Source organism: uncultured Campylobacter sp. (genome assembly GCF_937959485.1).
Classification (GTDB): domain Bacteria; phylum Campylobacterota; class Campylobacteria; order Campylobacterales; family Campylobacteraceae; genus Campylobacter_B.
In genome coordinates this window covers 20,306-35,284 of the sequence record NZ_CALGPY010000002.1, presented here as the reverse complement: position 1 = coordinate 35,284, position 14,979 = coordinate 20,306, and the positions used below count along the sequence as shown (strand labels likewise).

The following is a 14,979-nucleotide window of genomic DNA, read 5'->3' as shown; positions in this document are numbered from 1 at the left end:
AATGAAGGCTTTAGCGCGCAAGGCTTCGAAGCTCGCTATCTACGGCGCGGCTGGGCTCTGTGCGCAAAAAAGCAGCGCTTCGGATAAAATTTTAAAGTTTTACCGCAGCTCCTCCCTCACCGCAAAGATCGGCACGGGCGGGCTTGTATGCGCCACGCCTTTGGCGCTAAAGCTCGGCGCAGGGGTTGCTTTAAAATTTGCGGCGCGTAAAATTTTAACGCTCGGCATTTGCGAGCTGTCGAAGTTTGCCGCTTTAAAATGTGCAAAGCTCGGCGCGCGCGCGGTCGTGCGCTCATTTTCACGCACCGATAAATTTACAGGCGAGCGCACGAAAAAATATGCGAGCGCGGATGGCGAGAGCTCTAAAGTAAGCGCCGCGTCGCGCAGAAAGCGCACGGCAGGTGTTTCTAGCGCAAGCATTAAAAAAGACGCCTTGCTTTCCAAAAGTGCCACTACTAAAAAAAACACAGCGATAAAAAGCGTGCCAGCAAGAAAATCCCTGCTTGCTAAAAAACCTGTACCTATCACAAAAACCGCATCGACCGCTAAAAGTATCGCAGCAAGTGTAGCCTCTACATCCACGGCAAAATCGCTATCTGTCGCAAAATCAGCGTCCGTAAAAAGCGCCGTGCAAAATAAAATTTCCGCAGCTAGCGCAAAAGTAGCACCCGCCAAAAATACGGCACAGAATGCAAAATCTCGCCGCGTTGCAAAAAACACCGCTACGCCTACCGCAGCCGCCGCAAAAGACGTCGCCGCGTCCGGTGCAATCTCCGCGCCTACCGCAAAGCAGTCGCATCGCGCCGCAAAGAGCGCGTCTGCCGCAGGGAAATCGTAATGGTAAATTTATTAAATTTAACCCGCATCGTAAACGGAACGATGCTAAATAATCCCGCGATCTCCGCGGTCGAGAGCTTTGCGATCGAGCCCGCAAAAGTCGCAAAAAAGGGCGCTTTCATCGCACTCGGCGCAAACGAGCGCGACGTGCGCACCGCGATCGATAACGGCGCGTATGCGATCATTTTCGATAATAATTTCAAGCCGCTTAACGACGAGATCGCCTTTATCAAGGTCGAAAATTTATGCTCGGCGCTAGTGCGGCTGATAAAATTTCTGGGCGAGACGTGGCGGCACGGCTTCGTGCTGATAAACGAGGTGCAAAGCGAGATCCTGCGCTACACGAGCGTGCCGAAAAATTTGATGTTTGCGCCGCGCAGCAAGGGCGAGCTTTTTATCAGTCTGCTGAATGCCAAGGAGAAAAATACCTACTTCACCACCGACGGCGATCTTTTGCAAAGCCTCGGTATCTCGCCCGTCACTATCCCCGCGAGCGCCGATTTTAGGCTGCTTTACGGCGGCTCGATATTTTACAGCAGCTTCGTTTTCGGCGGGCTTTATTATTCAAATTTAATCTTTCCGCAGCTGTTTTTGCCCGAGCTATGCGGCGTGATCGAGTATCTCTCGCGCAAAAACATACCCTTTAAATTTCAAAGCTTAAGCGCATTCGGCCATTTCGAGCCGATTTTTGTGGATAGATTTTTTAACGTTAGCTCGCTTGGCGGCAGCTACCGCGCCTTTATCGCCGAGAGCGATCCTGAGCTTTTTGCACGCGAGGCGGAGTTTTTGCGGGCGAAATTCCGCGAAAAAATTATCGTATGCGCTAGCTGGGAGGACCGCTTGGATGGCACCAAGATCGACTTTCGCTTCAATAAGCTAAGCGCGCTAAAGAGCCTGCCCGAGTTTCACTACGCGCTGGTTTTTGCGGAGAAGAGCGCGATCTTGCAGCTTCTAAATCAAAAACCGCAAGAAAAAAATCTATTTTTTTAAAGGCAGCGGATGCAGAGCTTTGATGAAATTTTAAACGGAAATTTTTGGATAAAGAGGCTTTACGAAAACGGGCTATTGCGCGAGGTAAAGGAGCAGATCGGCACCGAGCTTGAGATCGCGCACGCAAGTTACATCGAGGTCAAAAAGGGGCACTCGCAGGCGCTGCTTTTTACGAACGTGCGAAACGCGCAGGGCAAACGGATGCCGCCGGTGCTAACCAATATTTTCGGCTCCTTCGAGGCGTTAAATTTAATCCTCGGCCGCGAACCTGACGAGATCGCCGCCGAGATCGAGAGTCTGCTAAAGCCGAAGCGTCCGCAAAGCTTCGGTGAAAAGCTTGATTTTTTAGCGCACTTAATCTCGCTGCGTAAAATTTTTGTAAAGCGTCTTAGCGGTCGCGGAGAGTGCCAGCAGGTCGCGCATCTGGGCGCTGACGTCGATCTTGGCGAGCTTCCTGTGCTTAAGACCTGGGAGGGTGACGGCGGCGCGTTCATCACGATGGGGCAGGTTTATACGAAGGATCTGAACTCGCAAACGCAAAATCTCGGCATGTATCGCCTGCAAATTTACGGGCGCGACCGCTTGGGGATGCACTGGCAGATACACAAAGACGGCGCGGGCTTTTTTGACGAATATCGCAAAGCGGGGCGCAAGATGCCCGTATCCGTGGCGATCGGCGGCGATCCGCTCTATATCTGGTGCGGTCAGGCGCCGCTACCGAAGGGGATTTTTGAGCTGCTACTTTACGGCTTCATCCGCCGCAGCCCGGCTCGCCTCGTAAAATCGCTTACGAATGAAATTTACGTTCCCGCGGACGCTGATTACGTGATCGAGGGCTTTGTCGATCCCGCAGTAAGCGAGTCGGAGGGACCTTTCGGCGATCACACGGGATATTACACGCCGGTAGAGCCATTCCCAGTGATGGAGGTTAGCGCGATCACGCACAAGCGCGCGCCCGTATTTCACGCCACCGTCGTCGGCAAGCCGCCGCTTGAGGATAAATTTATGGGATACGCGACCGAGCGGATCTTTTTGCCGCTGTTTCGCACGAGCGCGCCCGATCTGATCGATTATAAAATGCCCGAGAACGGCGTATTTCACAACCTAATTTTGGCTAAGATCGCCGTGCGCTACCCCGCTGCGGCTAAGCAGATCATGCACGCGTTTTGGGGCGTGGGGCAGATGAGCTTCGTAAAACACGCCGTTTTCGTGCCGCAAGACGCGCCGAGCTTGGATGAGTACGAAGCGCTTACGAAGTACGTCCTAAACCGCATAGGCGCGCGCAGCCTCGTTTTTAGCGAGGGTGTGTGCGATCAGCTCGATCACGCAAGCCCGAACTCCTGCTTCGGCGGCAAGCTCGGCATCGATACGACGGCGGATTTAAGCTCGCAGGTGCCGCAAATTTTAAGCGACGAGGAGCTGCTAGCGAAATTTCAAAGCGAGGAGCCCGCTATTTTGGCGCTTAAGCAGCACTTTTGCGATACGAAAAACCCGCTCGTGCTGATAAACATAGACAAAAAAGAGCTAGTAGAGCGTAGCTGGCGGCGGCTTTTGAAATTTAGCGAGCATTTTAAAATTTTGATTTTTACCGATGCGAGAAACGACGCGAGCAACCTCTATATGAGCGTTTGGCGCGTCGTAAATAGCATCGATGCGCTGCGCGACGTGTTTGTGACGCAGGACGATCGCATCTGCATCGATGCTACGAGCAAGCACGAGTGGGAGGGCTATACGCGCCGGTGGCCGCAGGAGACGCTCTGCAACCGTAAAGTCGTAGCAAGCCTTATAGAGCGCGGCATCGTGCAGGACGAACCCGAGCTATTTAAGAAATTTGAAATTTTTTAAGGACGCGGGGCGAAACTTCGCGCGGATTTGAAATTTTAAAATTTAGCTTTGGTTTTAAGGGCTGCACATTAAATTTAAAATAAATTTATTTGAATTTATGTGTTTAAGCAGTGAAATTTTGTAAAATTTTCAATGATAGAAATAGCAAAATTTTTAAAATCTTTATAAAATTTGCAATAGCTAGATTTAGGAAGTATAAACGTATTGCGTATTTAGGATATGCCACAAATCCGAAGTCGGACGGGTTCGTGCGCCAAAGCAAAGTAAGCCAGCAGCTTAAAAGCTTTGAAATTTTAAAAATTTAAGGATCATATAAATTTAATGAAAGTAAGATCATCGATTTTTTACACCATCACGTTCATCTTCGCGCTCGCCGCCGTGGGCGTTTCGCTCGCGCTACTCTGGCTCATCGGCTACGATCAGCAAAACTACACCCGCGAGCTAAACTCCAAATACTCCATCGTCGCGCGCGCGAACCTATATCAGATGAGCAAGCTCATCAGCGATGTCGAATACGAACGGCAGGTCGCAAATTTCGAGTTTTCGACCATCCGCGATGAAGCTAAGCGCGATGAGATCATTAAAGGCGCTGAAATTTTAGACAGCATCTCCGCAGACATCGGCTCTGCAGACATCTTGCTGTTTAAGCGCAAGCACTACTTAAAAATCACTCACGCTGGCGAGACGCGGCTTTTAAACGACAAGGAGTATCAGCCCTACCGCTACGATATTTTCAAAGCGATCTACGGCGTCATTTTGGTGATCATCCTGCTTGCGTATATCTTCATCATCCGTAAAATTCGCCCCCTTCGCAAGCTCAAGCGTCAGATCGATAAATTTGCTAAAGGCGATCTTCAGATCAAGGACGTAAGTGCGGGAAATGATGAAATTTCCGAGGTTTCGCACGCATTTTACGAGGCGGTCACGCAGATAAATAAGCTTAATGAATCGCGCCATCTGTTTTTGCGAAACATAATGCACGAGCTTAAAACTCCCATCACAAAGGGTCGCATCGCCGTCGAGATGATCGAGCACGGCAAAAATCAAGAGCGCCTCATCTCGGTCTTTGAGCGACTGGAGAGCCTAATCAACGAATTTGCGGCGGTCGAGCGCGCGACTGCGGGAACGGCACTAGTCGAACGCGGAATTTTTTCAATGGATGAAATTTTAAAAGAAGCGCTTAGTATCGCAATGATCGAGCCCTGCTGCGTCACGCTGCAAAATCCGCTAGGCCTAAGCTTAAACGTCGATCTGAAGCTATTTTGCGTCGCGGTGAAAAATTTAATCGACAATGCCGTCAAATACGCCTCAGACGGTAAAATTTTAATCCGCCTAAACGCCGAAACGATGGATTTCATAACGCTCGGGGAGCCGCTACATAAGGACTTTAGCTACTACAAAGAGGCCTTCGTTAAGGGCACGAACGCCAAGCAAAGCTTCGGCCTGGGGCTTTACATCGTCGATAATATCGCCAAGGCGCACGGACTAAAATTCCTCTACCGCAGGCAGGATGAGCTAAACGTCTTTTATTTCGAGGGGATCGAAAAGATAGCGACGTTATGAAATTTAAGCACATTTTTTATATTATTGCGCCAAAAATTCGAAACGAGAAGATGCGAAATTTCATATTTTTAGCGCTGTTTTTAAACGCGGCTATATTTTTTCTACCTCGCAGCGCACAAGCCGAGAGCTTTATCACCGACGAAGAATACGGCGCGATGCTGTATAAAAACCCGCGCGGCGTGGGCTGCGACAAGTGCCACGGCGAAAAGGGCGAGGGTTCGCTAATCGTAAAGTATAAAGAATTTAACCGCACCTCGGGCGCCTACTACGAGCGCGCCCTAAATGCGCCGCCGATCAACAATCTCTCGCTTCAGGAGCTCGCCGACGGGATCAGCAGCTCGCGCGACGTGATGCCTAGCTACTTCCTGACGCAAAACGAGATCATCATTATCTACAAATATATAAAATCGATAAACCAACCAAAAAAGAAGGAGAAAAAATGAATAATCACGACGAATTTCTAGCAGCACAAAAACTTATCCCGGGCGGCGTCGATTCGCCGGTGCGAGCATTCGGCAACGTCGGCAGCGAGCCTTTTATGGTGGATCGCGGCGAGGGCTCGTATATCTACGATGTCGAGGGCAAAAAATATCTCGACTTCGTGCAGAGCTGGGGTCCGCTCATCTTCGGTCACGCCGACGCGGACATCGAGCGCGCCGTCGTGCAAACCGCCAAAAAAGGGCTAAGCTTCGGCGCATCTAGCCCGCTTGAGACGCAGCTCGCCTCGCTCGTGCTAAAAAATTTCGACTTCCTAGATAAGATCCGCTTTACCAGCAGCGGCACCGAAGCCACGATGAGCGCGATCCGCCTCGCGCGCGCCTTTAGCGGACGGGATAAAATTTTAAAATTTGAGGGTTGCTACCACGGTCACAGCGACAGCCTGCTCGTCAAAGCGGGCAGCGGCGCAAGCACCTTCGGTAACGCAAGCAGCGCGGGCGTACCGCAGGACGTCGCAAAAAACACCTACCTAGCCAGATACAACGACATACAAAGCGTAAAAGACGTCCTAGCGCAAAACGACATCGGCACGATCATCATCGAGCCTATCGCGGGAAATATGGGCCTAGTACCCGCTGATCCTAAATTTTTAACCGAGCTTCGCGCGCTGTGCGACGAGAAAAAGATCGTGCTGATAATCGACGAGGTAATGAGCGGCTTTCGCGCGAGCGAGCTAGGCAGCTACGGCATCTACGGCGTCCGCGGCGATCTGGTAACCTTCGGCAAGGTCATCGGCGGCGGTATGAGCGTGGCGGCGTTTGCGGGCAAGCACGAAATTATGGATATGATAAGCCCGCTAGGAGCGGTGTATCAAGCGGGCACGCTAAGCGGAAACCCCGTCGCAATGGCCGCAGGTATCGCCAGCCTAAGTAAAATTTACGCTAGCAGTGGCCTTTACGAAAGGCTCGGCGAGCTTGCGCGCAGACTTACGGACGGGCTTTGCGCCATAGCGCAGCGCCGCGGCATCGCGCTGCAAACCGCCTGCGTAGGCTCGATGTTCGGCTGCTTTTTCGCGGATGAAGAGGTGCGCGACTATGACGGCGCCTTGCGAGCAGACACCGCGCGCTTTGCGAAATTCCACGGCGAGATGATTAAGCGCGGCGTATTTTTGGCGCCTAGTCAGTTTGAGACGGGCTTTATCTGCGCCAGCATGGACGAAGTGCAGATCGACTTTGCGCTAAACGCCGCGGATGAAGGGATGGCGGCGCTTTAAGGGCTGCGTTTTAAAATTTTACGGATTTTAGATGAGAGTAACCAAAAATTTAAACAGAATCGTAAAGGGCGCCTGCGACATCAGCCTGGGCATCTCGATCGTCGTAGCGATCGGCATCGGAGTAGCGATCGGACTTGGGCTGCGGCATCTCACGGGCTCACTGCTTCTGCTCTGGTTCGGCATCGCTATCGGCATCGCGGCGGCGTTTCTGAACGTTTACCGCGCGTGCAAGGCGCTAAATTCGAGCTTAAAAGAGCTTGAAAACGATCCGAAATACAAGGCGGATCCGAAAAATTTTGACGACGACGATGAATGGGATGAGCGGGATTGAATAGGCGGTTTTTGCTCATATACTGCACGCTAAACGCGGCGTTTGCCCTGCTTGGGCTAGCGCTTTGCGGCACAGGGTTTTTCGGCTCGGGCTCTTTCGGCTCGGGCTCTTTCGGCTCGGGCTCTTTCGGCGTGCGAGCGCTTGCGTGGCTTCTTAGCTTGGAAGCGGGATTTTTGGGCGCATTCGGCGCTGTATATTTTTCGTTTCGCGCTTACCGAAACAAAATAGAAGATGAGCTAAGAACCGGCAAATACGATGAAATTTTACGGCAAAGCCCTAAAAATTCCGCAGGTTTCATAAGCGGCGAAACTTCCGCCAGCGATACGAATTCCGCAAGCTTTGGCGGCGAAAACCAAGGCGACGCAAGCGGCGATGAAATTTCATACGGCAAAATTTGCGGCAATGAAATTTTAAAGAACGAAAATTTTAAGGACGCAAATTTAGGCACCGAAATTTCAAACGCGCAAAATTCCGAAGACGCCGTAAATTTCACTAGCGGCGATTTCCGCGTCGAAAACGGCGATAGTTGCGTCACGCACGATGAGACCGCCGCCGAGCGCACCGCAAGCTCCGCCGACGACGAAGATATCAAAAATTTTGCCGCCGAGTGCGACAAAATCGCTACCGACGAGCGCGGCGTAAATTCTACGAAGAGCGACGACAAAACCTCCGCTTACGACACAACCGCTTTAGGACATGCTGCCGATAAATTTAATATGAATGGCAGCGCGATTTACGGCGACTCACACGGCAGCATAAACGACGAAGCTAGCGATAGTTCGCAAGACGGCATAGGTGAGCGCTGCGACGACTTAAAAAATGCAGCGAGCAGCTATCTGGGCGGCAGCTTAGATAGCAGCGAGCGGAGCAACGGCGTAGATCACAGCAATCATAGCGATGGCACAGATAGCGGCAATCGTGGCGGCGATATAGATAGCGGCGAGCCGGACGACGGTATGAGCGATTTTGGGAGTGGGTTTGTCGCCGCGCGCGACGGATCAAAGAATGATTTCGACGGCGCGGACGGCAGCGCCGATGATTGGGATGATGAGTGCGAGAGAGGCAAGGTTCGGAGCAATTTTGCGGGGGCGTTTTTCTCTCCGTTTAAAATTTTGTCCTACGCGGCGCTCGTGGCGGCGATCTATCTGCTTGCCAAGCTGTCCTTGCTAAACCCGCTAGCGATTATCTTGGGCGTTGCGATCATTCCTCTGGGCACGATGATCGTTGCCTTCGCTGACAAAGACGCGCGCTAAAGCTCAAAAAGCGCGAGCAGACGCTTTAAATTTAAAATTTAGCTTCAGCGGTATTGAGCCTAGATCGACGCAGGATAAAATTGCGGCGATGCCCGCCACCGCGAGCTGCGCCACGGACACCGCGCGTTTCGGCACGTACCCGGGCGCGCTAAATTTATAAAATTTGCGCCGCGCATCTTTGAACTTCTGCGTAAATTTAAACCGCTCATTGCGAGCCGTAGAAATTCTACGCAGCCTCTAAATGCATAATTCCAAAACTAAATTTAACCGCCGCGAATTGCAATTCAGCGCGAAATCCTTATCTATATTTAATTAAATTTTAGCTACCATTATGCAAAATTTGAGGAAAAATTATGAATTATGATACCTTGAAAAAAATCTTTTTTCGATTTGATCCAGAAACCGCTCACAAGATCGTAGAATTCGGGCTTCGCGCGCTCTATGCGACTCCGGGTGGGCTTGAGGTTTTGGCAAAATTCGGCGTTTATAAAGATGAAATTTTAACTCAAAATATATGGAATTTAAGCTTCGATAATCCAGTAGGTATCGCGGGCGGATTCGATAAAAACGCTACGATGATCGCGCCGTTAGCCGCTCTGGGCTTCGGGCACATAGATTTTGGTACCTTTACGCCGCGTCCTCAAAGCGGCAACGAAAAGCCGCGACTTTTTCGCCTCGTTAGTGAGCAGAGCATTCAAAACGCGATGGGCTTTAACAACGAAGGTGCCGATGTTATCGAGCGTCGCGTGCGAAAAATTTATCCTTTTGTAATCCCGATCGCCGCAAATATCGGCAAAAACAAAGCCACCTCGAACGAGGACGCGCTAAGCGATTACGAAGCCTTGGGCCGTAAATTTAACGGGCTATGCGATTTTTTTATCATCAACGTAAGCTCGCCGAACACCCCGAATCTGCGCGCTTTGCAAGAAAATAGCTTCATAAGCGAGCTGATCGGAGCGATGAAAAAAATCACGAATAGGCCGCTCGTCTTAAAGCTAGCGCCCGATATGAGCGCGGATCAGGCGATCGCGCTGTGCGAGTGCGCGGTGCAAAGCGGCGCAAGCGGCATCATCATAAACAACACGAGCGTCGATTATTCACTAAGTCCCAACGCTAGGGACTTCGGCGGCCTAAGCGGCAGGCTGATCACCGAAAAATCGCGAAAGCTTTTCGCACAGGTCGCTCGCGAGCTCTTCGGCCGCACGATCCTAATCAGCTGCGGCGGCATAGACAGCGCGCAGGAGGCCTACGAACGCATCAAATCGGGCGCGAGCCTGGTTCAAATTTTTACCGCCTTTATCTTCAAAGGTCCTTTCGTTGCAAAATCGATCAACGAGGGGCTCGCGAAGCTTTTGCGCGCAGACGGCTTTAATAGCATTAGCGAGGCGGTCGGGGCGAATTTAAAAGATCGCGCGGGCGAAGGATACGGCATCAGAGGCGATCAGACCGAAAATCGCGGCGGCGGCGCGGATTTGTGCGCTTGCGAAAATAAAGGAGCAGGCACTAAAACGGACGAAATTTCAAGCACGAGCAAAAGTAGGGAGACGAGCGAAATTTCAAACGAGCCCGAGAGCAGGGATGTGGACGAAATTTCTAACGACGGCGAAAGCAAAATTTTAAGCGCTCAAATGGGTGAAACTCTCGCCACTAAAACAGATGAAATTTTGGGCGCTCAAACAGACTCAAGCTCCGAAGCGGATGAAAATTCCGGCGCTTCGGCAAATTTAAACGCCTTGGTAAACGCAGATACCGCGACGGATCAAAGCTCAGCCGAACAAGGTAGCGCGGAGAACAAAATTTCCGAGGTTAAAAATACAAAACGAAGCAACGCAAAAAGCGAAAATTTAGAGGCTAAAAGCACAAAGCAAGGCGGCGCCGATGAGAAGCAGGATAAAATTTCAAAAAGAGTTTCCAAAAACGGTGCGGATCAAAAACAAAGTCAAATTTCAAAAAGCGGCGCAGGTTCCAAGCGCGGTAAAATTTTAAAAAATACTTCGCAGAATGACGCCGTACAGGATAACGCCTCGCAGCAGAAGGACGCTGAAGCTAAAAATCTCTCGAAAAGCAATGCAAAAAGCGAGAATTTAGAGGTCAAAAACGCAAAACAAAGCAGCGCGGCGAGCAAAACCGCAAAAACAAAAACCGCGCCGAAAAATAAAACCGCGATCAAAGCCGCGTCAAAAAACGACATAGAAAGCAAAAATTCTAAAACTAAAGCCGCGTCAAAAAATAGCGCGGAAAGCAAAAGCTCAAAGAGCAAAAACGCAAAGCAAGGCAGCGCAAAAACTAAAAATGCCGAGATCAAAGAGTTTAAAGAGGTTAAAAAAGCGAGCGGCACCCAAGACTCGGAGCAAAACTCAAGCAAAAAACGAAAGGCGAAAAAAGATTAATGTTTCCAAAATTTAAGAAAATCACGCTGCAAAACGGGCTTCAAATTTATCACATCCCGATGAATAAAGGCAGCGGCGTCATCAGCGTGGACGTGTTTTACAACGTCGGCTCGCGCGACGAGACGATGGGCAAAAGCGGCATCGCGCACATGCTGGAGCATCTAAATTTTAAATCCACGAAAAATCGCAAGGCGGGCGAGTTTGATGCGATCGTAAAGGGCTTTGGCGGCGTAAATAACGCAAGCACGGGCTTTGATTACACGCACTACTTCATCAAGTGCGCGAGCTCAAATTTAGAGGTCTGCTTGGATCTTTACGCCGACATAATGCAAAACTTAAGCCTCAAAGACAAAGAATTTCAGCCCGAGCGCAAGGTCGTGCTCGAGGAACGGCTGTGGCGCACCGATAACGATCCGTTCGGATACCTATTTTTCAGGCTATATAACACCGCGTTTTTGTACCACCCATACCACTGGACACCGATCGGTTTTCGCAAGGACATCGAAAACTGGAGTATCAAAGATATCAAGGAATTTCACGCTAAATTTTATCAGCCGCAAAACGCCGTGCTGCTGATCACCGGCGACATCGGCGAAAAGGCGGCGTTTGATGCGGCTAAAAAATACTTCGCGCCCGTAAAAAATAAAAGCGAAATTCCGCGCCCTCACTGCACAGAGCCTGCGCAAGACGGCGAGAAGCTTAGCGTTATTTATAAAAACAGTGAGGCGCAGATCGTGGCCGTCGCTTTTAAAATTCCGCCGTTTAATCATCCTGACGCCGCGGCGATCAAAGCGATGGATATATATCTTAGCGGCGGCAAGAGCTCGCTTTTACAGCGCGTGCTGGTCGATGAGAAAAAGCTCGCCAATCAGATCAACATCTACGATATGAGTGCCAAGGACGAGAATTTATTTATAGTCTTTGCCGTTTGCAACCAAGGCGTAAGCGGCGAGGCGCTGAGGAGTGAAATTTTAGCGTTGATCGAAAAAGCCAAAAAAGCTAAAATAAGCGACGACGATATGTTAAAGATCAAAAACACCCTAAGTAGCGATCTGATCTACTCCCTCGACAGCGCTAGCAAGGTAGCGCAGATGTACGGCAGCTACATCGTCCGCGGCGATCTGGACGCGCTATTTAGGCTGGAGCGCGAGATCAAAAGTCTAGATAAAAACGCGGTTAAAAAAGCGATGAAAACCTATCTAAGCCTTAAAAATTCCACGAGCATTATCTTACGAAAGGAAAACGATGAATAAAAATGTCATAATCGGCTCTATGACGGCGCTGATCACGCCTTTTAAAGAGGGCAAACTAGACGAGCAGACCTACGCTAAGCTCATCAAAAGACAGATCGCAAACGGCATAAGCGCGGTCGTGCCCGTAGGCACCACGGGCGAGAGCGCGACGCTGACGCACGACGAGCATCGCGTCTGTATCGAGATCGCCGTAGATGCGTGCAAGGGCACGGACGTCAAGGTGCTAGCGGGCGCGGGCAGTAATGCAACTCACGAAGCGATCGGGCTAGCGCAGTTTGCACAGGCTCACGGCGCGGACGGAATTTTATCCGTAGCGCCCTACTACAACAAACCCACCCAAAAGGGACTCTATCTGCACTATAAAGCAATCGCGAGCTCGGTAGATCTGCCGGTACTGCTCTACAATGTCCCGGGTCGCACCGGCTGCGACATAGCCGCAGATACGATCATCAAGCTTTTTAACGACTGCGATAATATCTACGGCGTCAAAGAAGCTAGCGGCAGCATCGATAAATGCGTCGATCTACTCGCGCACGAGCCGCGCCTTAGCGTGCTTAGTGGCGAGGATGCGATCAACTATCCGATACTAAGTAACGGCGGTAAGGGCGTGATCTCCGTTACGGCAAATTTACTGCCCGATTACACGGCGAAGCTTGTGAAATTTGCGCTGCAAAATGAGTTTTTAAAGGCCAAGCAGATCAACGACGATCTCTACGCGATCAATAAAATTTTATTCTGCGAGAGCAATCCGATCCCGATCAAAGCGGCGATGTATATCGCGGGCCTAACGCCGAGTTTAGAGTACCGCTTGCCGCTTTGCGAGCCGAGCGCGGAAAACCTCAAAAAAATAGAAAATGTAATGAAACAATACACTATCAAAGGATTTTAATTGACGAACGAATTTAAAGGAAAAACGCTAGTTATCAGCGGCGGCACGAGAGGCATAGGCAGGGCGATAGTTTTGGAATTCGCAACTGCGGGAGCAAATATCGCTTTTACGTATAATTCCAACGAGGAGCTGGCGACTTCGCAAGCGGCCGATCTTGAGAAGGCTTACGGCATCAAGGCGCGCGCTTATGCGCTCAATATCTTGGAGCCCGAGACCTACAAGGAGCTCTTTGCCAAGATCGACGAGGATTTTGCGCGAGTGGATTTTTTCATCTCAAACGCCATCATCTCGGGTCGCGCGGTCGCGGGCGGATACACTAAATTTATGAGGCTAAAGCCGCGCGGCATCAACAATATCTTTACAGCGACGGTAAATGCCTTCGTCGTGGGCGCGCAAGAAGCCGCAAAGCGTATGGAAGCGGTAGGCGGCGGCTCGATCATCTCGCTTAGCTCCACGGGAAATTTAGTCTATATCGAAAACTACGCGGGTCACGGCACGGCGAAAGCCGCAGTTGAGGCGATGGCACGCTACGCCGCAACCGAACTCGGCGAGAAAAACATCCGCGTAAACATAGTAAGCGGCGGACCGATCGAGACGGACGCGCTACGAGCCTTTACGAACTACGAAGAGGTACGCGATAAAACCGCCGAGCTTAGCCCGCTAGGACGTATGGGGCAGCCGGAGGATTTGGCGGGAGCATGTTTATTTCTATGCTCGAGCAAGGCTAGCTGGGTGACGGGGCACACCTTCATCGTCGACGGCGGAACGACCTTTAAATAATGCTAAATTTACCCAATATTTTAGCGAGCTTTCGCGTTGCGCTGGCGCCGCTGTTTTTTTGGCTGATCTTACTAGCCGGCCATGCGAACGGCGGCATGGTGGGCTCGGTGCACGTAAGCTGGATCGATTATTTTGCCGCGCTAGTCTTCGTCATCGCCTCCGTCACGGATTTTTTCGACGGATACATCGCGCGCTCTTGGAACCAGAAGACCAAACTAGGCGCCATCATCGATCCGCTCGCCGATAAGATGCTGACGCTTGCGGGCTTTTTGGGGCTTATGTTTATCGGGCGCGCCAGTGCTTGGGCGATCTATCTGATCCTGATCCGCGAGTTTTTCATCACTGGCCTTCGCGTGGCGATGGCGGGCGACGGCGTAGAGGTCGCCGCGTCGATGGCGGGCAAGGTAAAGACGGTCTTTCAGATGATCGCTATAGGCTGGCTAATGATGCAGTGGCCCTATGCAAACGCCCTACTCTGGATCGCAGTCGCGCTGACGCTATATTCGGGCTTTGAATACGTCGCGGCGTATGCTAAGGCTACGAAAAAAAGCTAAATTTTAGGCTAGATATAGCTTCATATTTGAAGACAAAATCGGTATCGTAGAGCGCCAAAACGCACGCTTAAAGCGAGTTTTAGTGATAAAATTTCAGCGTGAAATTTCACCTATATTAGCAGCGCGGAATTTTAAAATTTTACGTTCAAATTTTACCGATAAAATTCTATAGATGCTTGATCTATGCACGCACGGCGGCGTGCTAAGCCTATAAATTTGAAAGATAAAATCCGCTGCGCAAAATTTTTACGGCGCAGAATTCCGTTTAAACCGCCACGCAAAATTTCAGGGCGGCGCAGCAGTGTTTCAAAACATGACGGAATTTCAAAGCGCGACAAAATTTTAGAGTATGACGACTTGTCAAAACATAATGAAATTTCAAAGCATAGCGGCAGTTCAAAACACAAAGCCTCGTGCGGCGAAATTTTATAATCCACTCCGCAAAATCTCGCGGTAAAATTTCGTTTTTAAATTTTAAATTCCGCGCGTCCTCTATCCGCCTGCGCGCCCTTAATTTAGCTAAATTTATAGCCCGAAACGGCGGCGGGTTAAGCTCAAAGTTAACCAAGTTTAAAAAAGCGGG

At 50.5% G+C, this 14,979-nt stretch carries 13 protein-coding genes and 1 pseudogene; all 14 read left to right on the top strand.

The features are described from left to right. Position 1: 1 nt before the first annotated feature. The 14 genes and pseudogenes from Q0380_RS00250 to Q0380_RS00185 all read left to right on the top strand — a co-directional run bounded on the left by Q0380_RS00250 (position 2) and on the right by Q0380_RS00185 (position 14,828). Positions 2-838: a hypothetical protein gene (locus tag Q0380_RS00250; protein ID WP_298958717.1), complete on the top strand. Its 837-nt coding sequence runs from the start codon at positions 2-4 to the stop codon at positions 836-838. Then, the gene (locus Q0380_RS00245; protein ID WP_297880373.1) at positions 838-1,827 is read left to right on the top strand and encodes a hypothetical protein; all 990 of its coding nucleotides are present in this window, start codon (positions 838-840) and stop codon (positions 1,825-1,827) included. The genes Q0380_RS00250 and Q0380_RS00245 overlap by 1 nt, the downstream gene beginning before the upstream one ends. A 9-nt stretch (positions 1,828-1,836) precedes the next feature. Then, positions 1,837-3,672 carry a menaquinone biosynthesis decarboxylase gene (locus Q0380_RS00240; protein WP_298958712.1) on the top strand — a complete coding sequence of 612 codons (1,836 nt, stop codon included), beginning with the start codon at positions 1,837-1,839 and terminating at the stop codon, positions 3,670-3,672. Between the two features lie 321 nt (positions 3,673-3,993). Next, positions 3,994-5,235: an ArsS family sensor histidine kinase gene (locus Q0380_RS00235; RefSeq protein ID WP_298958710.1), complete on the top strand. Its 1,242-nt coding sequence runs from the start codon at positions 3,994-3,996 to the stop codon at positions 5,233-5,235. Positions 5,236-5,285: 50 nt separating this feature from the next. Then, positions 5,286-5,678, top strand: coding sequence for a cytochrome C oxidase subunit III (locus Q0380_RS00230; protein ID WP_298958707.1), 393 nt, complete (start codon positions 5,286-5,288; stop codon positions 5,676-5,678). Continuing rightward, on the top strand, positions 5,675-6,946 hold the full coding sequence (hemL, locus tag Q0380_RS00225) for a glutamate-1-semialdehyde 2,1-aminomutase (RefSeq protein ID WP_298958704.1): 1,272 nt from the start codon (positions 5,675-5,677) through the stop codon (positions 6,944-6,946). Before Q0380_RS00230 ends, hemL begins: the two co-directional genes overlap by 4 nt. Positions 6,947-6,977: 31 nt before the next feature. Further along, positions 6,978-7,277, top strand: coding sequence for an AtpZ/AtpI family protein (locus Q0380_RS00220; protein WP_298958701.1), 300 nt, complete (start codon positions 6,978-6,980; stop codon positions 7,275-7,277). Positions 7,278-7,288: 11 nt separating this feature from the next. Next, on the top strand, positions 7,289-8,530 hold the full coding sequence (locus Q0380_RS00215) for a hypothetical protein (RefSeq protein ID WP_298958697.1): 1,242 nt from the start codon (positions 7,289-7,291) through the stop codon (positions 8,528-8,530). Positions 8,531-8,883: 353 nt separating this feature from the next. Further along, a pseudogene (locus Q0380_RS00210) lies at positions 8,884-9,936 on the top strand (quinone-dependent dihydroorotate dehydrogenase); the annotation flags it as partial. Between the two features lie 983 nt (positions 9,937-10,919). After that, positions 10,920-12,173, top strand: a complete 1,254-nt coding sequence (locus Q0380_RS00205; protein WP_298958694.1) for a pitrilysin family protein — start codon at positions 10,920-10,922, stop codon at positions 12,171-12,173. Then, positions 12,166-13,062, top strand: a complete 897-nt coding sequence (gene dapA, locus Q0380_RS00200; protein WP_298958692.1) for a 4-hydroxy-tetrahydrodipicolinate synthase — start codon at positions 12,166-12,168, stop codon at positions 13,060-13,062. The genes Q0380_RS00205 and dapA overlap by 8 nt, the downstream gene beginning before the upstream one ends. Then, positions 13,063-13,842 (top strand): enoyl-ACP reductase, encoded by a 780-nt coding sequence (locus Q0380_RS00195; protein ID WP_298958690.1) that lies wholly within the window; start codon positions 13,063-13,065, stop codon positions 13,840-13,842. After that, entirely contained in the window at positions 13,839-14,396 is a 558-nt protein-coding gene (gene pgsA, locus Q0380_RS00190; protein WP_298958768.1) for a CDP-diacylglycerol--glycerol-3-phosphate 3-phosphatidyltransferase, read from the top strand. Before Q0380_RS00195 ends, pgsA begins: the two co-directional genes overlap by 4 nt. A gap of 216 nt (positions 14,397-14,612) precedes the next feature. After that, positions 14,613-14,828, top strand: coding sequence for a hypothetical protein (locus tag Q0380_RS00185; protein WP_298958687.1), 216 nt, complete (start codon positions 14,613-14,615; stop codon positions 14,826-14,828). The last annotated feature ends 151 nt before the right edge of the window (positions 14,829-14,979 follow it).

Bases quoted from the DNA above. Each gene is read 5' to 3' on its own strand.
- Q0380_RS00220 (WP_298958701.1), top strand. From the start codon at position 6,978: ATGAGAGTAACCAAAAATTTAAACAGAATCGTAAAGGGCGCCTGCGAC.
- dapA (WP_298958692.1), top strand. From the start codon at position 12,166: ATGAATAAAAATGTCATAATCGGCTCTATGACGGCGCTGATCACGCCT.
- Q0380_RS00245 (WP_297880373.1), top strand. From the start codon at position 838: ATGGTAAATTTATTAAATTTAACCCGCATCGTAAACGGAACGATGCTA.
- hemL (WP_298958704.1), top strand. From the start codon at position 5,675: ATGAATAATCACGACGAATTTCTAGCAGCACAAAAACTTATCCCGGGC.
- Q0380_RS00250 (WP_298958717.1), top strand. From the start codon at position 2: ATGAAGGCTTTAGCGCGCAAGGCTTCGAAGCTCGCTATCTACGGCGCG.
- Q0380_RS00235 (WP_298958710.1), top strand. From the start codon at position 3,994: ATGAAAGTAAGATCATCGATTTTTTACACCATCACGTTCATCTTCGCG.
- Q0380_RS00240 (WP_298958712.1), top strand. From the start codon at position 1,837: ATGCAGAGCTTTGATGAAATTTTAAACGGAAATTTTTGGATAAAGAGG.
- Q0380_RS00205 (WP_298958694.1), top strand. From the start codon at position 10,920: ATGTTTCCAAAATTTAAGAAAATCACGCTGCAAAACGGGCTTCAAATT.
- Q0380_RS00230 (WP_298958707.1), top strand. From the start codon at position 5,286: ATGCGAAATTTCATATTTTTAGCGCTGTTTTTAAACGCGGCTATATTT.